Consider the following 25,760-nt stretch of genomic DNA (forward strand, 5'->3'; position numbering starts at 1 on the left):
TGGGAGCCCGGGTGGGAGTGGCGATGCATGGTGCGTCTCCTTTCCCCCGGGTCAACGAGACACCCGACGGACTCTTACAGTCGATTTTCCGTAAGGGTGCGCACCCGCACCGGCGGCGTGCCCGCCTACTTGGGTGGCGCGTTGTAGCCCGCGTCGCCGTAGGGCTTCAGGCGGTCGAGCCACAGGTTCTCCAGCACGCGGAGTTCCTCATTGAGGTCCACGCCGGGCTCCTTGGGCGGCTCGAGCACGTCGAGCACCTCGAAGGTGAACTGCTCCGCGCCGTGGCGCTTCCAGTCCTCGAGCAGCGCGGGGATGCGGGGCATGTTCATGGTCAGCTCGAAGCGGATGCGGTTGAGCATGCCCGGGACGTTGAGCGCCGAGCCCACCAGCACCTTGCCGTTGGCGTGGTTGCGCACGGCGAACACGCCCATCTCGGGAGGGTTCTCCTTGTACTCGCGCTTGAGGTCCGAGCGACGGGCCCGGCTTGCGTTGGCATCAGGGGACGACATGGGCGACTTCCTCGTGGGGTGGGTGGGGATTTCGCGGCAGCGCTGGAGCAGGCGTTGTTCGAGCCGCGCGTGGGCCTGGGCATCGCGAGGCGCGAGCCAGTCCGGACCGGCCTTCGCCCAGTCCGGGTCCGCCGGGTCCAGCCCGAGCAGGCCCAAGAGCCCGGGCTCGCAGATGAAGAACTGCTCGCGGAAGGGGAAGAGGTAGCCCCCGAGCTCGCGCAGCGACGCGGCGGCCTCCTCGTAGGAGGTGAACCAGCGGTTGAGGTACGTGCCGCCGGTGCGGGAGAGCAGCCGCTCGAAGTCGACCCGGGGCGCGTCGCGCGCCTCCAGCGCCTGCTTCAAGTCGCTCCAGGTGGCGTGCCCCTGCTCCCTCGCGATGACGGCGAGCGCGTGCTTGCGCTGGATGGAGTCACGGCGCGCGAGCACCTCGCCCAGCGACAGGCTGGCGAAGCCGGGCAGCACGCGCAGCCGCTCCGCCGCGCGCGAGGCCTTCGCGGAGTCGTCCGCGGCGAGCGCCTTGAGCAGGAGCGACGCGCGGACCTTGCACTCTTGGAGGGAGAGGGGCTCGGAGGTGTCTGCAACGGTTCCCATGAGAAGTCCCTGAACGGCGGCCCCACCCGTGTCATGGGCCGTGGAAGGAACTCATCGGAAACTGTCGGACCTGCCGGATGAAGCGAGGGTGACGTCGTCTTTTCGGGCAGGCGCCCCTCGGCACCTGCGGAAGAGTTAACGGCGCGCCCGGGACTTCGGCAAGGGCTTTCTCGCCGGACCCGAGCGCCCCGCTCGCCGCCTGCTCAGGAGCGCGCCTTGCACGAGCAGTCCAGGCAGCCGTGGGACGCGCAGGTGCCGCAGCTGCGCTCCAGTTGCTTCTTGAGGGCCTGTCGCGCGCGGTGCAGGCGCACGCCCGCGTTGTTGGGGGTGATTCCCGCCTCGCGGGCCACGTCCGGCACGGAGCGCTCCTCCAGGTCCACCTCGCGGACCATCTGGGCGTACTCGGGCTTGAGGGTAGGCAGCAGCTCGCCCACGCACGCGCAGACCGCCTGCCTGAGCTCGGGGTCCTCGGTGGGCTCCTCGGCTCCGAGCGCCTCGCGCGCCAGCGCACGCCCCTCCACCTGCTGATGGCGGTAGTGGTCCACCAGCGCGTTGCGCAGCAGCCGGTAGAACCACGTCACCGCGCCCTCCTCGTCGTCGAGGACACGCTGGCCCTCCAGCGACTTCACGAAGGCGGACTGGAGGATCTCCTCCGCCGTCGCGCGGTTGCCCACGCGCCGCTCCACGAAGGCGAGGAACTGGCGATGGTTCTCCACCAGCGCCCGCGTCACCGCGTCGCCCTCCTCGCGCATCGCCTCGGTGTTCTCGGAGGTGCTCACTTCACCACCAGCTGGCCCTTCATCATCTGCATGCCACAGGTGAACGCGAACGTGCCGACCTTGTCCGGCACGAAGGAGACCACCGTCTCCGTCAGACCAGGCAGCGGGCGCTGGATGCCGAAGTCGGGGATGAGCAGCTCGTCGCCGCAGCCGCCCGAGTCCTTGCGCACGAAGCGCAGCCGCGCGGGCACGCCCTGCTTCAGCGTCACCTCGCTCGGCTGATAGCCGCCCTGCACTGTAATCGTCACCTCCTGCACCGCGTCGCCGCCCGTCGCCTCGGGCTTCGCGGCGGACTTCGGCGCGTCCGTGGGCGTCAGCAGGAAGCCGATGAAGTACTCCGCGTCCTCGGGCATCGGCAGGCGCACCGTCACCTCCCGCTCCACGTCCGAGGCAGGCAACGTGCCGCTCAGGTACGCGCCGCCCGCCTCGGGCACCAGCGGCGCGGAGGCGCCCGTCACCTCCACCACGCCCTTGCGTCCCGCGAGCGGCAGCGGCTGCCGGAAGGCATCCGTCACCCAGACCCGCACCTCGCCGGAGCGCAGGGACAGCACCTCCAGATGCGTGTCGCCGCTCATCGCCACGACGCCGCCGTGGAAGGGCGTGTGGTCGTGCTCCAGCGCCACCGCCTCGGCCACCACGCGCCCCTCGGCCTCCGTGCCCTTCACGTGCACGCGCTGCCCCACGCGGGTGCTCAGCAGGCCCTTCGCGTCCTGCCCTGGCGCCGCGAGCACCAGCGTGGTGGCGCCACCGTCCCGGACCAGCGAGTACACGCCGCCCTGCTTCGCGCAGTCCGCGGCGCTCAGTCCCTCGGGAGGCGTCGCGGGACAGGGCGCCACGCGCAGCGTCCCCACGAGCCCGTTGCCGTGTCCGTTCGCCTCCAGGTGCGCGGCGAAGCGAGCGACCTCCGGCTTCCCGTCCTTCACCACCGTCACCACCATGGCCAGGTGGTCATCGCCGTGCTCGGGTCCCTGTCCCGCCAGGTGGTCTCCCGCGGGTGTCAGCGTGACGTCCGGATAGCCGCCCTTGGCCACCTTCACCGAGCCCGTGGCCCCGTCCACCGGACGTGGCGCGAGCGACGCGTCGAGCAGGTACACGCGATAACCGCCGGCCCGCGTCGTCACCAACTCCAGATGCCCCCGAGGCGTCGACTCCACCAGCCCACCGTGGGGCGCGGCGTGCGCATGCGGCGCGTCCTCGACGTGCGAGCGCGCGGCGGCGGCGACGGGCGCGGGCGCCGGTGACTCCTTCTTGCTGCATGCGGCCACCATCCCCGCCGCCACCACCACCGCGATGAATCCGTGTCTCATCTCTCTCCTCAATCCCAATGCGGGCCCGCGAGGGCCTCAATACGAGCCCGCGAGTCGCTCTCCCTCGGGCCGGGGCCCCGGGAGCGTCAGGTCATCCTCGGTCCGCGCCGCCGCCTTGCGCGCCAGGTAGCGCTCCAGCGCGGGACGTCCGAAGCGGTGGAACACGGCCGGCGTGACGAGCAGGTCCAGCAGCGTGGAGCTGATGAGCCCGCCCAGAATCACGGTGGCCACCGGATGCAATATCTCCTTGCCGGGAGCGCCCGAGGCGAGCGCCAGCGGCACCAGCGCCAGCCCCGCCGTGAGCGCGGTCATCAACACGGGCACCAGTCGCTCCAGCGAGCCGCGCACCACCATCTCCCGGCCGAACACCGCGCCCTCGTGCTCCACCAGGTGGAGGTAGTGCGAGATGAGCATGATGGTGTTCCGGCTGGCGATGCCGCACAGCGTGACGAAGCCCACGAGCGTCGCCACCGACAGCGGCTGCCCGGTGAGCACCACCGCCGTCACGCTGCCCACCAGCGCGAGCGGGATGTTGAGCATCACCTGCGCCACGAGGCGCGCCGAGCGGAAGTGTGCGTACAGCACCAGGAACATGCCCACGAGCGACACCAGGGACAGCAGCGCGATGAGCCGCGTCGCGGCCTCTTGGCTCTCGAACTGCCCCTCGTACGAGAGGAACGTCCCCGTCGGCAGCACCACGCTCGCGGCCACGCGCTCGCGGACCTCCTCCACCGCGCTGCCCAGGTCCCTGCCCGCCACGTTGGCCATCACCACCACGCGCCGCTGGAGGTGGTCGTGGTGGATGACGTTGGGGCCGCGCGACTCCACCACGTCGGCCACCGCGGCCACGGGCACCCGCGCGCCCGACGGCGTGTCCACCAGCGCCCGACGGAAGGCCTCCGCGTCCACCCGCGCGCGCTCCTCGTAGCGCACCAGCACGTCGAAGGTCCGCTGGCCCTCCAGCACCTGCCCCACCACCACGCCGTTGAAGGCCTTCTCGAGCTGCTCCGCCATCGCGCCCGGCTGGACGCCCAGCCGCGCCGCCTCCTCGCGCTTCAGGCGCACCTGGAGCTGGGGAATCAGCGTCTGCTGCTCCACCTGGAGGTCCACCACGCCGGGCACCTGCGCCATGACGGCGCGCACCTCCTCCGCCTTGCCTCGCAGCGCCTCCAGGTCCTGCCCGAAGAGCTTCACCGCCACCTGCGCGCGGATGCCGGACAGCAGGTGGTCCAGTCGGTGCGAGATGGGCTGTCCCACGGACACGGACAGGCCGGGCAGCACGGACAGCCGCTCGCGCAGGTCCGCGAGCACCACGTCCCGAGGACGCCCGCCCTCCTTGAAGTCCACGTCCAGCTCCGAGTAGTGCACGCCCTCCGCGTGCTCGTCCTGCTCGGCGCGGCCGGTGCGGCGGCCCACGGTCTTCACCTCGGGGACGGAGGCGATGAGCCGCTCGGCCAGCAGCCCGAAGCGATTGGACTCCTCCAGCGACGTGCCCGGAGGCGCCAGCACGTTGACGGTGGCGGTGCCCTCGTTGAACGGCGGCAGGAAGGAGCGCCCGAGGAACGGCACCACCGCCACCGCGCCGAGCACCAGCACCGTCGCCCCCACCATCACCGCGCTCGAATGGGCCAGCGAGAAGTCGAGCACATGACGCGCCCGCGCCTTCAGCCAGCGCACCACGGCGCCATCGCCGTGCTCCAGCAAGCGGCCCTTGGGGAGCAGGAACGCACACAGCGCGGGCGTCACGGTGAGAGACACGAGCAGGGAGGCGAGGATGGACACCACGTAGGCCACGCCGAGCGGCGCGAACAGGCGGCCTTCGATTCCACCGAGCGCGAACAGGGGCAGGAACACCAGCACCACGATGAGCGTGGCGAAGACGATGGACCCACGCACCTCCGAGGAGGCGAGGTAGATGACGCGGAGCACGGGCTCGGGCTGCGCCTTCGCCCGATTCTCCCTCAGGCGCCGGTAGACGTTCTCCACGTCGACGATGGCGTCGTCCACCAGCTCGCCCACGGCCACCGCGAGGCCCCCGAGCGTGAGGGTGTTGATGGACAGGCCGAACGCCTTCATCACCAGCGCGGTGATGACGAAGGAGAGCGGAATCGCGGTGAGGGTGATGGCGGTGGTGCGCAGGTTGACGAGGAAGAGGAACAACACCACCACGACGAGCAGCGCGCCGTCCCGCAGCGCCTCCACCACGTTGCCGATGGCGGCCTGGATGAAGTCCGCCTGACGGAAGAGCGTCTCCACGCGCACGTCCGAGGGCAGCGTGGAGCGCAGCTCCTTCACCGCGACGTCCACCTGCTCCGTCAGCGCGAGGGTGCTCGCGCCGGGCTGCTTCTGCACCGCGAGGATGACCGCGGGGCGACCATTCATGCCGCCATCACCGCGCTTCACCGCCGGGCCCACGTCCACCTCGGCGACCTGGGAGAGGCGCACCGGGACACCGTCCCGCATCGCGACCACCGTGGCGCGAAGGTCCTCCACGGAGGCGCTGCGCGCGAGGTTGCGGACCAGGTACTCGCGCCCGCCCTTGTCCACGAAGCCGCCCGTGGTGTTGCCCTGGGACAGCCCCGCCGCGCGCTCCACGTCCTCGAAGGTGAGCCCGAAGGCCAGGAGCTTCCCGGGCGCCACGCGGACCTGGAACTGCTTCACGCCGCCGCCGAGCACCGTCACCTGGGCGATGCCGGGAATCGTGAGCAGGCGCTGGCGCAGCACCCAGTCCGCCAGCGAGCGCAGCTCCAGCGGCGACGTGCGCCCCTCCTCGCTCTGCACGCCGAGCAGGAGGATCTCCCCCATGATGGAGGACACGGGCGTCAGATGGGGCGCCACGTCGCGCGGCAGGCGCTCACGCGCCACCTGGAGCCGCTCGGAGACGAGCTGCCGGTCCAGGTAGATGTCCGTGCCCCAGTCGAACTCCACGTGGACGATGGACAGGCCCACGCCCGAGGACGAGCGCACCCGCTGCACCCCGGGCGCGCCGTTCATCGACGTCTCGATGGGCGTGGTGACGAGGGTCTCCACCTCCTCGGGGGACAGGCCGCCCGCCTCGGTCATCACAGTGACGGTGGGACGGTTGAGGTCGGGGAACACGTCCACGGGGAGCCGCGTGACGACCCAGCCGCCATAGAGCAGCACCGCCACCGCCGCGAGCACGACGAACAGGCGATGGCGCAGCGAGAAGAGGATGACGTGGTCCAGCACTACCGTCCCCCTCGCGCCAGCCGCAGCGCCGCCACGCCGGAGACCACCACCCGCTCTCCTGTCTTCAGGCCCTGGCGCACCGCCCTCCACGCGCCATCCGTGCCGCCGAGCACCACGGGGCGCAGCTCGAAGGTCTCCGGCCCGGTGTGGATGAAGACGAAGGCGCGGCCCTCGTCCTCCACGACTGCATCCGTCGGCACGGCGAGCTCGTCCTTGCGTCCACCTTCTCCGAGCGCCACGTCCACGAACATGCCGGGGCGCAGTCGGCCCTGGCGATTGTCGACCTCGAAGAGCACGCGCACGCTGCGCGTCGCCTCGTCCACCATCTGGCCCACGTGATAGGGCTTCGCCGGGAAGTGCTGGCCGGGATAGGCCGCGGTGGAGATGAGCGCACCCGTGGTGCCCTCGGCCCGCGCGACCTCGGCCTCGTACACGTGCGCCTCCACCCAGACGATGGAGGCGTCCAGCACGGTGAAGAGCGGACGCGACGGGTCCACCTGCTCACCCACGGAGGCTCGGGCCTCCACGAGCACGCCGTCGATGGGCGCGACCAGTGAGACCCGCGCGGTGCCCTGCCCCTGGCGCGCGCCCGCGAGGACCTCGCGCGCGGACTTCGCCCGGCTCCACTCCTGCTCGGCGGTGCTCACCGCGAGCCGTGCCTGTTGGACCTCCTTCTCCGCCACCACACCCTGGAGGGACTCGAGGCGCGTGAGGTCCCGTCGAGCCTGCTCCAGCGCGGCCTGGGCTCGGGAGACCTCGGCCTCCGCCTGGAAGTGGCTCGTCGACAGGCCGGTGGACTCGGAGGTGGAGAGGCTCTGCTGCACCAGCGCCAGCACCTCGCCGCGCTTCACGCGCTGGCCGACGAGCGGCACGGCGCCGTTCGCCGCGAGCACCCGCCCCGCGACGGGCGCGGACACCTGGGCGATGCGGTCGGTACGAGGCACCACCTTCCCGGGCGTCACCAGTCGGGACTCCACCGAGCGCACCGCCGCGCGTCGCGTGCGGACCTCCAGGAGGAACTGCGTCTCCTTCGGGACGGAGAAGGACGGGCCGGTGACGACGGGCTGGGCGGCGGCGTGGGACTCGCCCGTGTGCGCCAGGGCGACGGAGCCGCTCAGGGAGAGACAGAGGAACAGCGAGAACGTGGACCGCATCACCGACCTCATGTCCGCACCTTCTTGCGGCGGGACGTCCACCACGCCCCGACGACCGCCAGCAGCGATGCGCCGCCCACAGCGCCCCAACGCCAGCCTTCCGTGGCTCCGGTGGCGCCCGACGTGTCGTGGTCGTCCTCGAGATGCACCGTGCCGAGCGCCAGCACGTCGACGTCGTTGCCGCGCGTCACCGTGACCACGGCGGCCCACTCCGTCTCGGGTTCGAGCAGGGCCTCTGTCTCGTAGGCGCCCGCCGACAGCATTCGCGCGGGCAGCTTCTGCACGGTGCTGCCCGTGAGCGTGAGCTCCACCTGCGCGCCGCTCACCGGGGCGTTCGTCTCCGTCTCGGCGACCCAGATGCGGACCTGGGTCTTCGGCGTCTCGGAGTGCTCGGGGTGCTTGAGCACGACCTCGAACACGTCCCCCGTCGCCGCGAGCACATGTTGCGAGTCACGAGCCACTGAGGACACGGCTGGTCCACCATGCGACTCGCCCTCGTGCGCCAGGGCGGGGAGCGCCAGGAGCGCGCACATCCACACCGCATGCCTCGACGACGTGCTCATTCCGGCACCTGTCCCGTCGGGAGCCGCCCCACCGAGCGCAGCAGGGCCACACGGGCCCGGACGAGCGCGGCCGCCGCGTCCACACCTTCCGCCGCCGCCGCGAACGCCCTGTCTCGCGCGAGGAACAAGGCATCGAGCCCCAGCTCTCCGGCCTCGTACGCGCGACGCACCAGCTCCAGGTTGCGGTCCACCGAGGGGCGCACCGACATCAGTGACTCATGCGCCGAGCGCGCCGCATCGAACGTCGCTCGCGCCACGGCTTGTTCCGCGGACACATCTCGCTCACTCGCCACCTGCTCCGATTCACGCACCTTGCGTCGGGCCCGCGCCTGCGCGAGCTCGGGCTGGTTCCGGTCCCACAGCGGCAGCGGCACCGAGAGCCGCGCGATGAGCAGGTGCTCGGTGTGCACATCCGAGAAGACGCCGTGGGACTCCGGCCGTCGCTCACGCTCGTAGCCGAGGGACACCGTCGGACTCGGGATGCGCTCCCGGCGCAGCAGGTCCACCTCCGAGCCCGCCGCGGCCACCTCGGCGCGCGCCGCGACCAGGCTCGGGGGCTCACCCTCCAGCGACGAGGGCAGCGGCCGGGTCGCTGTGTCCACGAGCGAGACACGCAAGGCCGCGTCCATCGAGCGACCCAGGCGACGATTCAGCTCGGCCCGAGCCGCCACCACCTCCGCCACCGCCTGCGCCGCGCGGGCCTCCGCACGCGCGCGCTCCAAGGCAGCGGCGTTGCGGTCCATCTCCGACACATCGCCCGCGGCAAAGCGACGCACCGTGGCCGCCTCCATCTGCCGGGTCAGCTCGAGCGACTCACGCGCCAGCGTCGCGCGCGCCTCGCGGCGCTCCAGCTCCACGGCCGACTCCACGGCGCCCGCCGAAGCACTCAGCATCACCGCGTGACGTCGTGCACGGGCAGCGGCCAGGGCCGCGCTCGCGCGCTCCACGCGCAGCCCCGACTGTCCGGCGACCTCCAGGGACTGACTCAACACAAGCTCCGTGCGCTGCTCACCCGAGTTCCCCGTGAGCGCATCCGTGACCAGGGCCAGCTCGACGGAGGGGTTCGCGCGGGGCCAACGGCCGTCGGTCGCGCGGACGCCCTCGGCGCCTTGCTCCTCCGCTTGTGCCGCCGCGACCTCCGGACTGCGCGCCAGCGCCTCCGACACCACGCGCTCCAGCGACCACGCCTCCGAGGGCGAGGCGGCCAGCACGAGCGACAGGGCGGCGGACACGAGCGACATGCCCGTCACCATCGCAAGCCCCGTACCCACGCCGAACCCCAGCGATTCCAACAAGTTGCGAGCCAGCGCCATGGCCACAGGTGTGACCGAATCCATCACACTGTGATGGCCCCGAGCGGAGCACGGCCCTGTGGCCTCACGGCGCACATCACCGCCTGCCGGGCTCATGGGCCGCTGTGGAAATCACCCGGGTGAGCAGCCAGCCGGCGAGCCACGGCCCGTACTGCATTCAAGAGAACGCTGGCCGCCTCCGGCCGACGCCCTCATCCCTCCAAGGAAGCAATGTGACGCCAATCATTCATCATCGAGGCTCGTGCGGCCCGGTCACACGCTCGAACGACACTCCAAGGTTCCCCACTCCTTCGAGCGCAGTCTTGATGTCCTCCGAAACAACGAACGCGACCTTGAACCGCTTCAGCCGGAAGACCTGGGCGCCTTCAGTCTTCGCGGGGTCGATTCGCAGGCCATAGATCCAGCTGTACTCCCCTTAGACGTTCGCGAGTGCATCACTGACGATTGGGGTGCGCTCAACTCCTCCAAACACGAAAGCGCGCTTCGTCCCCGGGTGTGAAACCTGGGACTCGATGGGGCCAGGGTCCGCAAGCACGCGCCCATCCGTGAACAGCCAAGGCTCTTCGAACGCCTCGCCGGATGCCCGCGTGGGCGTCTCCACGAGCCATCGAGGCACGTCCGCCAACCCCACCCAATAAAAGTTCCGCTCCACCCGGCCTCCTATCTCACGATGAAGCTGCGTCTTGTTCGCCGCATCCTCGAGCGACATCCCCGACCTCTTGAAAATCCTCTCGCACTCTGGCGTCCAAGGACCGTCCGTCGCGCTGGAACTGGGGTTCTTATTCGTGCAGATGTGGTGAACAGGCCCAGTCTCGTCTCCAGGGGACCGCCCCCCACTCCCCTAGTCGAGCCTCGGCGCAGCACTTCCAGGAAGTTCCGCAAGCACAGCCAGCGGCGACGTTTCCGGCTCTCGCGCGGGCAACCATGCGGGCTTGCGTGGGATTGACAAGGCCCCGCATCCCGTTTATCTCGCATGCAGCATCAAGAGCGGTCCCGCTTCGGCGGTGGCCCGACAACCTGGAGACGGACCTCCAAGGTGTCCAAACGATGCGGTCCGGAGAGCAGGTGCTCCCCGGGCAAACCAAGTGTCCGAGGCGAGGCAGTCCCTCCGCTTCGGTGAGAGAGGACCTCGTGGTTCCCACCGCTCGCATCGCCCCCCTGTACCCCGCGAAGGTCCGTCGCGCGTTCCGCTCGCCCGAGAGCGTCCGAATGCGCCACGCCCTGCCACGCACGCTCGCGCGAATGCGCGGGCCGGTGCACGCCGGCTAGGGCTTCCACCGCTCCTCCCCCTTCCTTCCTCTCGTCGGCGCTCCAGCGCCGCGCTCGCTCGACGTGTGCGTCGGCGCCGCGGACGTGCGCCCCCATGTCTTCAGGGCCCCAGGCCCTCGTTCGAGGTTCGCAGATGAGCAGCAATTCCTATCGGGTGATGAAGTTCGGCGGCTCCTCCGTGGGCTCCCCGCGCCGACTGCGTCAGGTCATCGAGTTGATTGGACAACACGCTCGCACGGGCCCGCTCGCCGTCGTCGTGTCCGCCATGGGCGACACCACCGACTGGCTGCTCGAGGCCGCGGACCTCGCCACCCGGGGCGAGCTGGAGGGCGCGCTCACGGTGGTGGGCCGCATCGCCCACCTCGCCAAGACGAACGCCGCCGCGCTCCACCCCGCGCAGTCCGCCACCCTCGCCGCGCGCGTCGACCAGCTCCTCGCGCCCCTGCAACGGCTCCTCCATGGACTCTCGCTCACCCGCGAGTGTTCCCTCGCGTCCAAGGACAAGGTGCTCTCCTTCGGTGAGCTGGTCTCCTCCACGCTCCTCGCCGAGCTGCTCGACGCCGCCGGCACCCAGGCCCGCTTCCGCGACGCGCGTCACCTGCTCGTCACCGACGACGCCTTCGGCACCGCGCGCGTGGACGTGCCTCGCACTCGCGAGCGGCTCCAGTCGAGCAGCGCCGAGTGGGGCACCACCGTGCCCGTCATCCCCGGCTTCATCGCGTCGACACCCGACGGCCGCACCACCACGCTCGGCCGCAACGGCTCCGACTACACCGCCGCCCTCGTCGCCCAGGGCCTGGGCGCCACCGAGGTCACCGTGTGGACCGACGTGCTCGGACTGCACACCGCGGACCCGGACCTGGTGAGCGACGCCTACCCCGTCCCGCACCTCTCCCACGGCGAGGGCCTGGAGCTGGCCGCCGTCGGCGTGCGCATGCTGCACCCGCGCACGATGATTCCGCTCATCGAGTCCGGCATCTCCCTGCGCATCCGCAACACCATGCACCCGGAGCACCCGGGCACGCTCATCGACGCCGTCGGCTCGAGCGACGTCCAGCGCCCCACCTGCATCGCCACCCGCGAGGACCTGGCCCTGCTCGGCATCGAGGTGCGCAAGCTCTCCGACCAGTTCCAGCTGGGCGAGCGCGTCCTCGCCGCACTGCGCTCGGCCCGCGTCACCGTGTGGATGACCGCCCAGTCCGCCAACGGCCAGTCCATCGCCGTGGTCATCCCCCGCCCCGACACCGAGCGCGCCAGGACCGCGCTGGAGAGGGAGCTGGCCCAGGAGCTCGCCCGCCGCGAGGTCGAGCCGCTCGGCATCCGTCAGCCCGTGACGCTCGTCACGCTCGTCGCCGAGGCGATGGGCCACGGCGTCAACGTGGCCGGCCGCTTCTTCAGCGCGCTGGGCGCGGTGGGCGTCGGCGTGCGCGCCAGCGCCCAGGGCGCCAGCTCCCGCTCCATCTCCTGCGTGGTCGACGCGGCGGACACCGCCATCGCCGCGCGCACCACACACGCGGCCTTCAACCTCGCCCACCAGCAGGTCAGCCTCTTCCTGCTCGGCAAGGGCACCGTGGGCGGACAGCTCCTCACCCAGCTGCGCAGCCAGGAGGCGCTGCTGCGCGAGCGCCACGGCATCGCCCTGCGCGTGGTGGGCATCGCCGACAGCCGGCGCAGCCTGTTCAACCCGGCCGGCCTGCCGTTGGAGGGACTCGAGGAGCAGCTCGCGCGCGTCGTCCGCGGTGAGTCCGGCACGCGCGCCCTGCCGCCGCTGCTCGACGAGCTGCGCCGGCTGCCCGTGCCCATCCTCGTCGACTGCACCGCCAACGGTGACGTCGCCTCGCTCTACACCGAGGCGTTCCGTCGGGGCATCCACGTGGTCGCCGCGAACAAGAAGCCGCTCGCCCTGCCGTGGAACGAGCGAGAAGCCCTGCTCGCCGAGGCCCGCCGTCACCACGTGGCCTACCACTACGAGACGACAGTGGCCTCCAGCCTCCCCGTCATCGACACGCTCGCCAACCTGGTGCGCACCGGCGACACCGTGCGCCTCATCACCGCGTCCCTCTCCGGCACGCTGGGCTTCATCTGCAACGAGCTGATGGCGGGCGTGCCGCTGTCCACCGCCGTGCGCACGGCCAAGGAGCGCGGCTTCGCAGAGCCCGACCCGCGCGAGGACCTGTCCGGCGCCGACGTCGCGCGCAAGGCGCTCATCCTCGCCCGCGAGCTGGGCCTGCCCCTGTCCCTCTCTGACGTCGCGCTGGAGCCCTTCGTCCCCGAACCTTCCGACGCGGGCGACACCGCCGAGTCCTACCTGCGAAGCCTCCGCGCGCTCGACGCCGAGTACACCCGGAAGGTAGAGCACGCCCGCAAGGGAGGCACCGTGCTGCGCTACCTGGCCCGCATCGACCCGACGCGGCTGGGCACCGACACCCCCGTCATCCGCGTGGGGCTCGCGCCCGTGGAGGCGGGACAGCCCGCCGCGGACCTGCGCGGCTCCGAGTCCTTCGTGTCCTTCACCACCACGCGGCACAGCGAGTTCCCGCTCACCGTGCGCGGCGCGGGCGCGGGGGGCGCCGTGACGGCCTCCGGTGTCCTGGCCGACATCCTCCGCGTCTCCCAGACGCTGCGCGGTCGATGAAGCGCCCTCGGCTCCGAAAGGAATCACGACCATGAAGCTCGCCACCGCCCTTGTCCACGCCGGCACCCGCCGCGACCCGGCCACCGGCGCCATCGCCGTCCCCGTCTATCACTCCGCCACCTACCAGCACCCCGCGCTCGGCCAGTCCACCGGCTACGACTACTCGCGCACGAAGAACCCCACCCGCGCCGCGCTGGAGGACGCGCTCGCGCAGCTCGAAGGTGGCGCCCGAGGACTCGCCTTCGCGTCTGGCATGGCCGCGCTGCACGCCGCGCTCAGCCTCTTCGGCCCCGAGGACCACGTGGTCCTCACCGAGGACCTCTACGGCGGCACGTTCCGCCTCGTGGACCGGCTGCTCCACCTGCCCCACACCTTCGTGGACACGACGAAGCCAGAGGCCGTGCGCGCCGCGCTGCGCCCCAACACCAAGGCCGTGGTGGTGGAGACGCCCACCAACCCGCTGATGAAGTCCGCGGACCTGCCCGCGCTGGTGGCGCTCACGCGCGAGGCGGGCGTGCTGCTCATCGTCGACAACACCTTCCTCACGCCGTACCTCCAGCGTCCGCTGGAGCTGGGCGCGGACATCGTCGTGCACTCGGCCACCAAGTACCTGGCGGGACACAATGACGTCGTCGCCGGAGCGCTCGTGGTGCGCGACGCGGCGCTGGGCGAGAAGCTCGCGTACCTCCAGAACGGCATCGGCGCCATCCTGGGGCCGCAGGACGCGTACCTGGTCATCCGCGGCCTCAAGACGCTCGCGCTGCGCATGGAGCGCCACCAGTCCAACGCGCGCGAGGTGGCCACGTTCCTCTCCAGCCATCCCAAGGTGGAGCGCGTCCACTACGCGGGCCAGGGCGGCATGTTGTCCTTCAGCGTGAAGGACGCGGCCCTCGTTCCCCAGGTGCTCGCCGGCGTGCGCCTGTGCCTCTTCGCCGAGTCGCTCGGCGGCGTCGAGACGCTCATCACCTTTCCCGCCACGCAGACCCACGCGGACATCCCCGTCGCGCGCCGGGAACAGCTTGGCATCACTGACCGACTGCTTCGCCTCTCCGTGGGTATCGAGGACTGCCATGACATCATCTCCGACCTGGCCCAGGCGCTCGACGGGCACTCCCGCTCCGAAGACGTTCGCCACGCGCCTGCTGCACACCGGCCATGAAGTGGACCCGGTGACGGGCGCCGCGGCGGTGCCCATCTACCAGGTGTCCATGTTCGACCAGCCGGGCCTGGAGACGCCCGGCGAGTTCGACTACGCGCGCTCGGGAAACCCGACGCGCAAGGCGCTGGAGGGCGTGCTCGCCACACTCGACGAGGGCGCGGGGGCGTTCGCCTTCGGCTCCGGCATGGCCGCGCTGTCCACCGTGCTGATGCTCTTCAGCGCGGGCGACCACCTGGTCGTCACCGACGACTGTTACGGCGGCACCTACCGGGTGCTCACCCGGGTGTTCAGTCGCTTCGGGCTGAAGGCCACCTTCGTGGACACGAGCGACCCGGAGGCCGTGCGCGCCGCGTTCCGGCCCGAGACGAAGGGCCTGCTGGTGGAGACGGTGAGCAACCCGTTCCTCAGGCGCACCGACGTCAAGGCCATGTCCGCGCTCGCGCGCACGTACGGCGCACTGCTCATCGTGGACAACACGTTCCTGTCACCCTACCTCTCGCGGCCGCTCACCGAGGGCGCGGACATCGTCGTGCACTCGGCCACCAAGTTCCTGGGCGGGCACAGCGACGTCATCGCGGGCACGGTGGCGGTGCGCACGCCGGAGCTGGCGAAGGAGGTCTACTTCCTCCAGAACGCGGTGGGCGCGGTGCTCGGCCCCCAGGACTGCTTCCTGCTCCAGCGCGGCATCAAGACGCTCCAGGTCCGCATGGAGCGGCAGGTGCGGACGGCCGCGGCGCTGGCTCGCTGGCTCGCCGGCCGTCATGAAATCGAGCGGGTCTACTATCCGGGCATCGGCGCGGTGGTGTCGTTCCGGCTGGCGAGCGACGCGATGACGTCGAGCTTCGTGGAGGCGCTCAAGCTGCCGCTGCTCGGCGTGTCGCTGGGCGCGGTGGAGAGCATCCTCACGGTGCCGGCGAGGCACTCGCATGCCTCCGTGCCCGCCGCCGAGCGCGAGCGTCGGGGAATCACCGACGCGCTCATCCGCTTCTCCGTGGGTCTGGAGGACGTGGAAGACCTTCAGGCGGACCTGGCGAACGCGCTGGGTCGAGCCTTCCGGGAGGCCGCTTGAGGAGGCGGTCGGATTGACAGTGCGGGACGGATTGATTACGTCTGGAGCCCGATGCTCGTCTTCGTCGCCACGTCCGGAACCTGTTGTCGCGGCCTGTGTTGTCGCGTCACGACGGGTCCGTCCGTTCGAGCGTACTGAGCGTCCTTCGCGCACAGGCGTGTCCGGCCCGTCCCCAGCACCTGGAGACGGGCCGTTCTCTTTTTTCCCCACACGCCGGGGCGCTGCATCGAGGTCCCGGCCCTTCCCACCGAGAGACCGGATGCCCCACAACATCTACCCCGACGTGACGCAGCTCATCGGCCGCACGCCCATCGTCCGCCTGTCGCGCATCGGCACGCCAGAGGAGGCCACGCTGCTGGCCAAGGTCGAGTTCTTCAACCCGGGCGGCAGCGTGAAGGACCGCATCGGCCTGGCCATGCTCGAGGACGCGGAGAACCACGGCCGGCTGCGGCCGGGCATGACGATTGTCGAGCCCACCAGCGGCAACACCGGCGTGGCGCTCGCGATGGTCGCCGCGGTGAAGGGCTACCGCATCATCCTCACCATGCCGGAGAGCATGAGCGTGGAGCGCCGACGCATCCTGGAGGCGTATGGCGCGGAGCTGGTGCTCACCCCCGCGGCCAAGGGCATGAACGGCGCCGTCGAGGCAGCCGACGAGCTGCTCAAGCAGCTGGGCGACAAGGGCTTCATGCCGCAGCAGTTCCGCAACCCGTCCAACCCGGAGATCCACCGCCGCACCACGGCGAAGGAAATCCTGGGCGATCTGGACGTGACGAAGCTGGACGCCTTCGTGGCGGGCATCGGCACGGGCGGCACCATCACCGGCGCGGGCGGTGTGTTGAAGAAGGCCAACCCGCGGCTCCAGGTCATCGCGGTGGAGCCGCTGCGCTCGCCGCTGCTCACCGAGGGCAAGGCGGGGCCGCACCGCATCCAGGGCATCGGCGCCAACTTCGTCCCGGAGGTGCTGGACCGCGCCGTGTACGACGAGGTCATCGACGTGGCGGACGTGGATGCGTACGTCGCCGCGAAGGAGCTGGCGCGCAAGGAGGGACTGCTCGTCGGCATCTCCAGTGGCGCGGCGCTGCACGCGGCCCGTCAGGTGGCGCGTCGTCTGGGGCCCGGCAAGACGGTGCTCACGGTGCTGCCGGATACCGGGGAGCGTTACTGGAGCTTGTTCGCGGCCTTCGCCGAGGAGCTGGCGAAGACACCGCAGGGAGTCGCTGGATGATTGAGTTGCGCGGTATCAGCAAGGTCTACAGACAGGGCGGGCGCGAGGTGTCGGCGCTCCAGGACGTGACGCTGCGGGTGGACCCGGGCGAGGTGTTCGGCGTGCTCGGACAGAGCGGCGCCGGCAAGTCCACGCTCATCCGCTGCGTCAACCTGCTGGAGCGCCCCACCCAGGGGCGCGTGCGGGTGAACGGGAAGGAGATGCTGTCGTTGAGTCCCGATGAGCTGCGCCAGGCGCGGCAGGGCATCGGGATGATCTTCCAGCACTTCAACCTGTTCTCCTCGCAGACGGTGGCGCAGAACGTCGCCTACCCGCTGGAGGTGGCGGGCCTGTCGCGAGAGCAGATTCGCGAGCGGGTCGCGGAGCTGCTCTCGCTGGTGGGGCTGTCGGACAAGGCGGACGTGTATCCCTCGCGGCTGTCGGGCGGGCAGAAGCAGCGGGTGGGAATCGCGCGGGCGCTGGCGCCGCGTCCGCGCATCCTGCTGTCGGACGAGGCGACGTCGTCGCTGGACCCGGAGACGACGCGCTCGGTGCTGTCACTGCTGAAGGACCTCAATCGCCAGCTGGGGCTCACCATCCTGCTCATCACGCACCAGATGGAGGTGGTGAAGGCCATCTGCGACTCGGTGGCGATGCTGGAGCAGGGCCGGCTGGTGGAGCAGGGCAAGGTGGTGGAGCTGCTGTCGCGGCCGGGCACGCATCTGCATGAGCTGTGCTACCCGCCTTTCGCCACGGGCGAGGCCTCGGTGCTGCGAGGGGGACAGCGGGTGTCGCTGTCCTTGTCGGGTGAGCACTCGACGCGGCCCATCCTGTCCACGCTGGCGCGGCGGTTCGACGTGGACGCGCACCTCTTGGAGGGCTCGCTGGAGCGCGTGGGTGAAGCGCGCGTGGGCCGGCTGTTGTTCGAGCTCACGGGCGCGCCGGACGCGGTGAGCCAGGCGCTGGCGTTCCTGCGTGAGCAGGGACTGACGTCCGAGGAGGCGGCCCATGCCTGGTGAACAGCTGGCGCGGGCGCTGTGGGTGGCGACGCTCGAGACGCTCTACATGACGTCGGTGGCCACGGTGCTGGTGGTGGTGCTGGGGCTGCCGCTGGGAGTGCTGCTGGTGCTCACGGACCGGGGCGGACTGTGGGAGCGGCCGGCGCTGAACGGCGTGCTGGGCACGTTGGTCAACGTGGGGCGCTCGGTGCCGTTCATCATCTTGATGGTGGCCATCGTCCCGCTGACGCGGTTGCTGGTGGGGACGACCATCGGCACCACGGCGGCCATCGTCCCGCTGGTGGTCGCGGCGATTCCCTTCATGGGGCGGGTGGTGGAGCAGGGCCTGCGCGAGGTGGATGGAGGGCTGGTGGAGGCCGCCATCGCGATGGGCTCCACGCACCGGCGGGTCATCTTCCGGGTGCTGTTGCCGGAGGCCCTGCCATCTCTCGTGCGCGGCATCGCGCTCGTGGTTATCAGCCTGCTCGGCTACAGCGCCATGGCGGGCGCCGTGGGCGGAGGTGGGCTGGGAGACCTGGCGGTGAAGTACGGCTACATGCGCTTCCGCACCGACGTCATGTTGGGCTGCCTCGCCGTGTTGCTGGCGCTGGTGCAGCTCGTCCAGTGGCTCGGAGACGGCCTGGCATCCCGCTTCGACCACACCACGCAGCGTCCCAGCCGCGCACACGAGTGAAATTTCCGCGCGGGTCTGCTGTTGGCCCGCGCCCTTCTCCCCTTCGGACATGCGGAACCCCCACCCCATGAAGCCACCCGCGTCATTCCTGCTCATCCCCCTGGCCTTCGCGGCCGTCTCCGCCGCGTTGCTGGTGGGGACGGGCTGCAAGAAGTCGGAAGCCCCCGCCACCGGCGAGGCCCCTGGCATTCCCACGCTGAAGGTCGGCGTCAACCCGGTGCCGCACGGGGAGATTCTCCGCGCGGCGGTGCCCGTGGCCCTGCGCGACGGCGTGCGCGTGGAGGTGGTGGAGTTCACCGACTACGTGCAGCCCAACATCGCGCTGGCGGACCAGCAGCTCGATGCCAACTACTTCCAGCACGTGCCCTACCTGGAGCGCTTCGCCGAGGACCGGAAGCTGTCCTTGCGCAGCGCGGGCTCGGTGCACCTGGAGCCGCTGGCGCTGTACTCGACGAAGTTCCGTCAGCTCGCGGAGCTGCCCGAGGGCGCGCAGGTGACGATTCCCGCCGACCCGAGCAACGCGTCCCGCGCGCTGCACCTGCTGGCGGACCAGGGGCTGTTGCGGCTGCGCGAGGGTGTGGGTGCCGGCGCCACGCTGCAGGACGTGGTGGGCAATCCTCGCAAGCTGGAGTTGAGGGAGATCGACGCGGAGCAGCAGCCGCGCACGCTGCAGGACGTGGCTGCCGCCGTCATCAACGGCAACTACTTCCTGGAGGCGCAGAAGCACCTGAACCTGGACGCGAAGGTGCTGGCCCGTGAATCCGCCACGCGCAACCCGTACGCCAACGTGCTCGTCGTGCGGAAGGGCGACGAGGGTCGCCCCGAGGTCCGCACGCTGCTGAAGGCCTTGCAGTCCCAGGAGGTGCGGCGGTTCATCGAGGCGAACTACGGCGGCGCGGTGGTGCCGGCGTTCTGATGGAACCCGTGGGCTACTCCGTGCGCTTGAAGTCGTCGGAGCGCACGCCGTAGCGCTTGAGCAGTCGGTGGAGGCTCTCGCGCTCCATGCCGGCGCGCTCGGCGGCGTGGGTGACGTTGCCTCCGAACTCCTGCATCAGCGCGGTGAGGTATTCGCGTGACACGGTGTCGCGCGCGCCGTCCACGGCCTCGCGATAGGGCAGCTTCGCGAGGGACTCGGTCGCGGCGCGGACACCTGGGGCGGTGCTGGCGGCTCGGGGCGTTGTCAGCACTTCCGGTGGAAGCTCCTCGGGGGTGATTCGCGTGCCTTGCGCCACGGCCACCGCGCGCGCCACGGCGTTCTCGAGCTGACGCACGTTCCCGGGCCATTCGTAGGTGGAGAGCGCGCGCAGCGCCTCGGGCGTGAAGCTGTCCACCTCGGGCCTCCCGGCGCGGGAGAGGAAGTGCATCGCGAGCAGCGGGATGTCCTCGCGTCGCTCTCGCAGCGAGGGCAGTCGCACCGTCACCACGTTGAGGCGGTAGTAGAGGTCCTCGCGGAAGCGGCCCGCGGACACCTCGGCGGACAGGTCGCGATGCGTGGCGGCGACGACGCGCACGTCCACCTTCACCGGCGTGGTGGTGCCCACGCGGCGGACCTCCCGCTCCTGGAGCGCGCGGTTGAGCTTCACCTGCACCGGCAGCGGCAGGTCTCCAATCTCGTCGAGGAAGAGCGTGCCGCCGTGGGCCTCCTCGAAGAGGCCGGGCTTGGCCACGGTGGCGCCAGTGAACGCGCCCTTGGCGTGGCCGAAGAGCTCGCTCTCCACGAGCTCCGCGGGCAACGCGCCACAGTTCACCGCGACGAAGGGCTTGGAGGCCCGGGGGCTCTCGCGATGCACCGCGCGCGCGGCGAGCTCCTTGCCCGTGCCGGTCTCTCCCGTGAGGAGCACGGTGAGGTCCCTCGTGGCCACCTGGGACAAGAGGCCGTGCAGCGCGCGCATCGCGGGGCTCTCGCCGAGCATGCCGTGGAGGCCGGGGGCCACCGCGAGGCGTGCCTTCAGGGACGAGACCTCGCGGCCCTGGCGGCGCTTCTCCAGCGCGCGGGCCACGACGAGCGCGACCTCGTCCGGGTCGAAGGGCTTGGAGAGGTAGTCGTAGGCGCCCTCCTTGATGGCCTCGACGGCCTTCGGGATGCTCGCGAAGGCGGTGACGAGGAGGACCTCGGTCTCGGGGGCGCGGCGCTTCACCTCGCGCAGCACGGCGAAGCCATCCGCGCCCGGCATCTGGATGTCGGTGACCACCACGTCGAAGTCGCGCGAGGCGAGGCAGGCGAGGGCCTGCTCTCCATCCGCGGCCTCCGTCACGGCGTAGGCGTCTCCGAGCATGCGCGAGAACAGCTTGCGCATGTTCTCCTTGTCGTCGACGACGAGGACGGTGGGCTTGTTGGAGGAGCTCATGACATGGCCTCCCGCTCCGCGGACACGGGGGGCAGGCGGAGGGTGAAACGTGCGCCGCCGAGAGGGCCGGTGTCGGCCTCGATGCGGCCACCGTGGGCCTCGGCGATGGCCTGGCTCACGGCGAGGCCCAGTCCGGTGCCCGTGGACTTGGTGGTGAAGAAGGGTTCGAAGAGGCGACGTCGGTCCTCGGGCTTGACGCCCGGGCCGGAGTCGGAGACGGCCACGGTGGCGCCGCCATCCTGGGAGGGCGCGATGTGGACCTCGACGGTGCCGCCGTTTCCTGCGGCCTCGGCGGCGTTCTTCACGAGGTTGAGGAGCACCTGGCGCAGGCGCGAGGGCTGCGCCCAGACGTTCGCCGCGCCATCCACGCGCACCTGGACCTGGCCGAGTCGCTCGGCCTCACGCAGCCGGGCCACCACGTCCTCGCACGTCTCCCGCAGGGGGAGTTGTTCCACGGGGCCCTGGCCCGGACGGGACAGGTCGAGCAGTCCCTCGACAATCTGCTGACAGCGCACCGCCTCCTCCTCCACCACTTTCAGGTCCTCCGCGAGGGCGCCCTCCGCCTTGCGTTGGAGGATGCGCACATAGCCGAGGATGACGCCGAGCGGGTTGTTGATTTCGTGGGCGACGCCCGCGGCGAGCCGGCCCACGCTGGCGAGCTTCTCGTGTTGGACGAGCTGGGCCTGATGGGTGCGGAGGGCTTCGGTCATACGGTTGAACTGCGCGGCGAGTCGGCCGAGCTCTCCGGGGTCGTCCTCGGGGATGCGGGTGTCGAGGTCGCCTTCGGCGAGCCGAGCGGCGCCCTCGGAGAGACGTGCGACGGGGCGGGCGACGGAGTTGCCGATGTAGATGCCCACGCCGACGGCGAAGAGGGTGGCGCCGCCGAGCAGGAGCAGGGCCCAGCGGAAGCTGGTGTGCTCGACGGCGGCGACGTGCTCCTCGAACGAGCCGATGGAGGTGTCGAAGCGACGTGCGAGGGCCTCGGCGCGAGCCTGGATGAGGGAGACGCGCTCGAGTGCTCGACCGTGGGCGGAGGTGACGGTGGCGTGGTCCTTGGCGAGGACGGCGGGGAGGAGGGTTTCACGGTAGAGGCGGTCCAGCGCGTCACCGTTCTCCTGGATGTCCGCCACCCAGGCGCGCTCCTCGGCGTCCTGAGCCTGCTCGCGGAGCCGGCGGGTGAGCTCCTCGACGCGGGCGCGCGACTCCTCGTGGAAGTGAACGTGGCTGGCGTTGCCGAGGATGATGGTGTGAGCCAGGTGGGCGTACTGGTCGCGGACGGCGGTGGCGAGCTCGAGGGCTTCGCGGACACGGCCGCCGGCCTCGCGCAGCTCGTGGGAGCCATCGTGGATGTCCGCCAGCCGGGCGAGCGCGAAGCCCGAGGCCGCGGTGAACAGCGCCACCAACGCACCGAAGGCGAGCAGCAGCTTGCGAGTCGTGGAGCCGGAGGTCGGAAGCATCGGGCTCTATATAAGGGAGAGCGGGGCCGTGTGGGCGGGATGCAGGTAGAGGGGCGTCGAGCATGCGGGCGCTCTCGCGGAGAGAGTCTCCCTGTCGGCGCGTGTACAGTCCGAGGCATCCGACCCTTGAGGTCAGCTCCCGGACGGACCACCTGGGATAGAATCCACGTTGTCGTTTCCTGCGCCGGGGGGCACAGCGATGACGTGGCCGACCATCCGGGTCTGTGCGCTGTCGTGCGCCCTGCTGGGCTGTCCCGAGGTACATCGGCGCGAGGGGCTCGTCGACCGGGCCGCGCATCGTGATGCGCTGGAGAGCATCCCCACGCGGTGCACCAGCAAGGAGCGTGAGCTGTATTGCGGCGGCAAGGCACCCGACGACCCCGAGTGCATCCAGCACTGTGGTGAGCCCGAATGAACTGGCGCTCTTCCGCGGGCCTGATAGCCGCGCTGCTGCTTCCCCTACCGCTCGTCCTCCTCTTCGCGAGCGCACTGCGCACCGAACGCACGGAGTCGATTCACGGCCACCAGGTCAGCCCGATTCTCTCCGAGGAGGTTCGCGGTCAACTCAGAACCTACCATCGCAACTGCCGAGACAGTTCTGGCTGTGAGCCCCCCCTGGGCTGCCTCATGGATGCGCGCGCTCACGCCCAGTACTGCGCCGACAGCCAGTGCCTCGCGGATTCGCAATGCCCGGACGGACAGACCTGCCAGCTCCTCGCAACAGAGGGCGATGGGCCCTTCGTCCGGCACTGCCTCCCCATCGGTCTCCGCGAAGAGGGCGAGCCCTGCATCAAGGTTCCAGCCACCCTCGAAGAAGCTTGCGCCCGTGGCCTGACCTGCGGCGGCCGAACGGGATTCTGCGGACGTCCCTGCACTCTCACATCCCCAGGTGACTGTGGCCCTGGCTTCTTCTGCGCGGACACGCTCCCATCCCCCATCTGTCTCCCCTCATGCGAGCGGCGTACCTGCCCCGAGGGACAGCACTGCATCCAGCACGAAGGAGGAGCCTCCGCATGTGCTCGCGTCTTGGGACCTCAGTGCCAGGCCACCCCATGCCCTGATGGACAAACCTGTCGAGTCATCCACGCGCCCCAACAGCCCGACCGCATCTGGTCCGAGTGCGAGCGGCGCTGCGGTGACAGCTTCGCCCCCTGTCCCGACTCCCAGGTCTGCGACGGCTGGTCCTGCAAGCAGCCTTGCGACCCCAAGGGCCCCAACACCTGCGACGAGGGCTATCGCTGCTTCCAGCGTCGTCCCTCCAGCCCCTGGGTCTGTCACCCCGACTGGTGACCCGAGTCATCAGGTGATGCCCGTCGTCATCGCACCGTGCTCGCGCGGCACCGTGCTCGCGCATCCCAAACCGCTGATTTCCCACGGGACGTAACGCCCCACCCGCGCGCCCCTCGGTGGCACAGCTCCTGCTCAATCCTCCACAGGTCGCGCAACACAGCGCCCGCCCCACTCCCCCGAGGCTGACATGTCCATCGCCATCCAGAACCGCTCGCCCCTCACGCGCACGTCCTGCCTCGAGCCCACGTCCTCCCTCCCCCAGTCCACTCCGACGCCCCGCGCCGGCAATGACGTCCAGCACAAGCTCCAGGCCGACTCCTTCGAGCAGGGCGACCTCGCGAAGCTCCAGGCCCAACTGTCCCAGCTCCTCGGCGGACTCACGCAACAGCTCCAGTCGCCCGGTGTCCAGGCCCCCGCGTCCCTCGGCGGTGAAGCACCTCCCGCACCCGCGAGCATCTCCGCCCAGAAGCCCTCCGCGCCGAGCCTCGCCGCCAAGACCGCCGAAACCCCTCCCACGAACCACACCAGCGACGCGGGCCCCGGTTTCGGCGCGCCCTCCGCCGGCTCCACCGTGCCCGCTCCCGCCGACCAGCCGTGGCTCGCCAAGAACAACGTCGGCTCGCCCTACAACAGCAACATCCAGCTCATCGACCCGGGCCAGAAGGACCAGTTCAAGTACACCAACACCTTCACCAACAGCACGAACCAGCCCCAGACCATCACCCTCTGGAACAAGACCGGCGAGCACGGCGGCCCCAACGACGGCCAGCACTTCGACAAGAGCACGCCCAAGACCTTCACCCTCCAGCCCGGCCAATCCCAGCTCGTCGCCTTCGACACCAACACCAGCGTCGCCTGGTGCGTCTCCAAGGACGGCACCGCCAACCCCAGCGCCAACTACGGACAGACCTGGGGCGAGGCCTCCTTCGGCCACGCCGCCACCGGCTGGAGCGGCTACGACACCAGCCAAATTTCGCCCGCAGGCCACCAGGGAAAGATGTCCATCTCCAACCAGGCCACCGGCGCCAAGGTGACAGAGGCCAACGCCTGGCAGACGCCCTCCGACAGCCCCGTCGGCCGCGACGTCGGCGTCCCCGCCGGCCCCCTCCACCTGTCCACCGTCTTCAGCTGAGCCGCGCCCTCGTCACCCAGGCAGCTTCGAGAGGAACGACAGCAGCGCCGCGTTCACCTCCGCGGGCCGCTCCTGCGGCGCCCAGTGCCCCGCCTCCGGGATGACCCGCACCTCCGTCAACCCCGGCACCAGCGCCTTCATCGGCTCGAGCGGCGCCAACAGCCGCCCCGGGTCCTTCTCCCCCGTGATGAACAACGCGGGCTGCTCGATTCGCGCCGTCGCCAGCTCGGGCAGCTCCTCCCAATCCCGGTCCATGTTCCGATAGCGATTCAAGCCGCCTCGGAAACCACTCCGCTCGAACTCCCCCGCGAAGTACGCGACGTCCTCCTCCGAGAGCCACGCCGGCAACGACGCGGGCGGCGGCGTGAGGAAGCCATCTCCAGGCTTCTTCGCACGCACCGCCCCCGCGCCCAGGTCGAAGCCCGGCTCCCCCGCCAGAATCGTGCGCATCGTCCGGGGCACGTCCGCCTCCAGCTCCGCCTCCGCGACGCCCGGCTCCTGGAAGTACAGGATGTAGAACCACTTCCCAGCGAACGCCCCCTGGAAGAGCTGCGTCGGAGGCATCGGCGTGCGCCCCAGGTGCGGCACGCTCATTCCGACGACCGCGCGGAAGCGCTCCGGATGCAGCGCCGCGCACGTCCACGCCATCGCGGAGCCCCAGTCGTTCCCCACCACCACCGCGCGCTCCTCGCCCAGCGCATCGAGCAGCCCCACCGCGTCGGCGACCAGCTGCTTCATGCTGTACGCCTCGACCGCCGCGGGCTTGTCGCTGCGCCCATAGCCGCGGATGTCGGGAGCCACCGCGTGATACCCCGCCGCCGCGAGCGCCATGAGCTGGTGCCGCCACGAGTACCAGGACTCCGGCCACCCATGCAGCAGCAACACCAGCGGCCCCGTCCCCGCCTCCGCGACGTGAAGCCGGATGCCGTTCGTCTCCAGCGTGCGATGCGTGATGTCGCTCATGTCGACTCCTCCTTCGGTTCACTTCCGCCTCGGCGCCGAGGCCTTGGATGACTCGCGCGGACACGGCCGCCCTGCCCCGCCCACTCTTGCCGAGCAACACCCCCATGTCATTC

The 25,760-nt window shown here is 70.7% G+C and carries 19 protein-coding genes, 1 pseudogene and 1 riboswitch; of the genes and pseudogenes, 9 read left to right on the plus strand and 11 right to left on the minus strand.

What is annotated here, in order from left to right:
* Positions 1-125: 125 nt before the first annotated feature.
* The 8 genes and pseudogenes from FL311_RS22785 to FL311_RS22820 all read right to left on the minus strand — a co-directional run.
* A complete protein-coding gene (locus tag FL311_RS22785) occupies positions 126-1,100 on the minus strand; it encodes a GIY-YIG nuclease family protein (protein WP_141327856.1) in 975 nt (324 codons plus the stop codon).
* A 203-nt stretch (positions 1,101-1,303) separates the two neighbouring features.
* On the minus strand, positions 1,304-1,852 hold the full coding sequence (locus tag FL311_RS22790) for an RNA polymerase sigma factor (RefSeq protein ID WP_141327896.1): 549 nt from the start codon (positions 1,850-1,852) through the stop codon (positions 1,304-1,306).
* A gap of 23 nt (positions 1,853-1,875) precedes the next feature.
* Positions 1,876-3,186 carry a cupredoxin domain-containing protein gene (locus FL311_RS22795; protein WP_141327858.1) on the minus strand — a complete coding sequence of 437 codons (1,311 nt, stop codon included), beginning with the start codon at positions 3,184-3,186 and terminating at the stop codon, positions 1,876-1,878.
* 36 nt (positions 3,187-3,222) lie between these two features.
* Positions 3,223-6,396 (minus strand): efflux RND transporter permease subunit, encoded by a 3,174-nt coding sequence (locus tag FL311_RS22800; protein WP_141327860.1) that lies wholly within the window; start codon positions 6,394-6,396, stop codon positions 3,223-3,225.
* Positions 6,396-7,550, minus strand: coding sequence for an efflux RND transporter periplasmic adaptor subunit (locus FL311_RS22805; RefSeq protein ID WP_194869328.1), 1,155 nt, complete (start codon positions 7,548-7,550; stop codon positions 6,396-6,398). The genes FL311_RS22800 and FL311_RS22805 overlap by 1 nt, the downstream gene beginning before the upstream one ends.
* An 8-nt stretch (positions 7,551-7,558) precedes the next feature.
* Positions 7,559-8,020, minus strand: a complete 462-nt coding sequence (locus FL311_RS22810; protein ID WP_141327864.1) for an LPXTG cell wall anchor domain-containing protein — start codon at positions 8,018-8,020, stop codon at positions 7,559-7,561.
* 89 nt (positions 8,021-8,109) lie between these two features.
* A complete protein-coding gene (locus FL311_RS22815; protein WP_194869329.1) occupies positions 8,110-9,384 on the minus strand; it encodes a TolC family protein in 1,275 nt (424 codons plus the stop codon).
* A 715-nt stretch (positions 9,385-10,099) separates the two neighbouring features.
* A pseudogene (locus FL311_RS22820) lies at positions 10,100-10,258 on the minus strand (AHH domain-containing protein); the annotation flags it as partial.
* A gap of 141 nt (positions 10,259-10,399) precedes the next feature.
* Positions 10,400-10,520: riboswitch (SAM-I-IV-variant riboswitch) on the plus strand.
* Between the two features lie 308 nt (positions 10,521-10,828).
* Between FL311_RS22820 and thrA the strand changes: the two are divergent.
* The 7 genes from thrA to FL311_RS22855 all read left to right on the plus strand — a co-directional run bounded on the left by thrA (position 10,829) and on the right by FL311_RS22855 (position 19,373).
* Positions 10,829-13,330: a bifunctional aspartate kinase/homoserine dehydrogenase I gene (gene thrA, locus FL311_RS22825; RefSeq protein WP_141327870.1), complete on the plus strand. Its 2,502-nt coding sequence runs from the start codon at positions 10,829-10,831 to the stop codon at positions 13,328-13,330.
* 31 nt (positions 13,331-13,361) lie between these two features.
* Complete coding sequence (locus tag FL311_RS22830; protein WP_141327872.1) at positions 13,362-14,489, plus strand: PLP-dependent aspartate aminotransferase family protein; 1,128 nt, start codon at positions 13,362-13,364, stop codon at positions 14,487-14,489.
* On the plus strand, positions 14,401-15,558 hold the full coding sequence (locus FL311_RS22835; RefSeq protein WP_141327874.1) for a PLP-dependent aspartate aminotransferase family protein: 1,158 nt from the start codon (positions 14,401-14,403) through the stop codon (positions 15,556-15,558). The genes FL311_RS22830 and FL311_RS22835 overlap by 89 nt, the downstream gene beginning before the upstream one ends.
* A gap of 259 nt (positions 15,559-15,817) precedes the next feature.
* A complete protein-coding gene (cysK, locus tag FL311_RS22840) occupies positions 15,818-16,786 on the plus strand; it encodes a cysteine synthase A (protein WP_141327876.1) in 969 nt (322 codons plus the stop codon).
* Positions 16,783-17,784 carry a methionine ABC transporter ATP-binding protein gene (locus FL311_RS22845; RefSeq protein ID WP_141327878.1) on the plus strand — a complete coding sequence of 334 codons (1,002 nt, stop codon included), beginning with the start codon at positions 16,783-16,785 and terminating at the stop codon, positions 17,782-17,784. Before cysK ends, FL311_RS22845 begins: the two co-directional genes overlap by 4 nt.
* Complete coding sequence (locus FL311_RS22850) at positions 17,774-18,457, plus strand: methionine ABC transporter permease (protein WP_141327880.1); 684 nt, start codon at positions 17,774-17,776, stop codon at positions 18,455-18,457. Before FL311_RS22845 ends, FL311_RS22850 begins: the two co-directional genes overlap by 11 nt.
* A gap of 67 nt (positions 18,458-18,524) precedes the next feature.
* Positions 18,525-19,373 carry a MetQ/NlpA family ABC transporter substrate-binding protein gene (locus FL311_RS22855; RefSeq protein ID WP_141327882.1) on the plus strand — a complete coding sequence of 283 codons (849 nt, stop codon included), beginning with the start codon at positions 18,525-18,527 and terminating at the stop codon, positions 19,371-19,373.
* Between the two features lie 13 nt (positions 19,374-19,386).
* On the opposite strand, the gene FL311_RS22860 is transcribed toward FL311_RS22855, so the two are convergent.
* Together FL311_RS22860 and FL311_RS22865 are read right to left on the minus strand one after the other, a co-directional pair.
* Positions 19,387-20,805 carry a sigma-54 dependent transcriptional regulator gene (locus FL311_RS22860; RefSeq protein ID WP_141327884.1) on the minus strand — a complete coding sequence of 473 codons (1,419 nt, stop codon included), beginning with the start codon at positions 20,803-20,805 and terminating at the stop codon, positions 19,387-19,389.
* Positions 20,802-22,262 (minus strand): ATP-binding protein, encoded by a 1,461-nt coding sequence (locus FL311_RS22865; protein WP_141327886.1) that lies wholly within the window; start codon positions 22,260-22,262, stop codon positions 20,802-20,804. The genes FL311_RS22860 and FL311_RS22865 overlap by 4 nt, the downstream gene beginning before the upstream one ends.
* Positions 22,263-22,461: 199 nt before the next feature.
* Between FL311_RS22865 and FL311_RS22870 the strand changes: the two genes are divergently transcribed.
* The gene (locus FL311_RS22870) at positions 22,462-22,677 is read left to right on the plus strand and encodes a hypothetical protein (protein ID WP_141327888.1); all 216 of its coding nucleotides are present in this window, start codon (positions 22,462-22,464) and stop codon (positions 22,675-22,677) included.
* 1,062 nt (positions 22,678-23,739) lie between these two features.
* Positions 23,740-24,684, plus strand: a complete 945-nt coding sequence (locus tag FL311_RS22875) for a hypothetical protein (RefSeq protein ID WP_141327892.1) — start codon at positions 23,740-23,742, stop codon at positions 24,682-24,684.
* A 12-nt stretch (positions 24,685-24,696) separates the two neighbouring features.
* On the opposite strand, the gene FL311_RS22880 is transcribed toward FL311_RS22875, so the two are convergent.
* Positions 24,697-25,647 (minus strand): alpha/beta fold hydrolase, encoded by a 951-nt coding sequence (locus FL311_RS22880; RefSeq protein WP_141327894.1) that lies wholly within the window; start codon positions 25,645-25,647, stop codon positions 24,697-24,699.
* Positions 25,648-25,760: the final 113 nt, after the last annotated feature.

Source organism: Myxococcus sp. AB025B (assembly GCF_006518215.1).
GTDB lineage: Bacteria > Myxococcota > Myxococcia > Myxococcales > Myxococcaceae > Myxococcus > Myxococcus fulvus.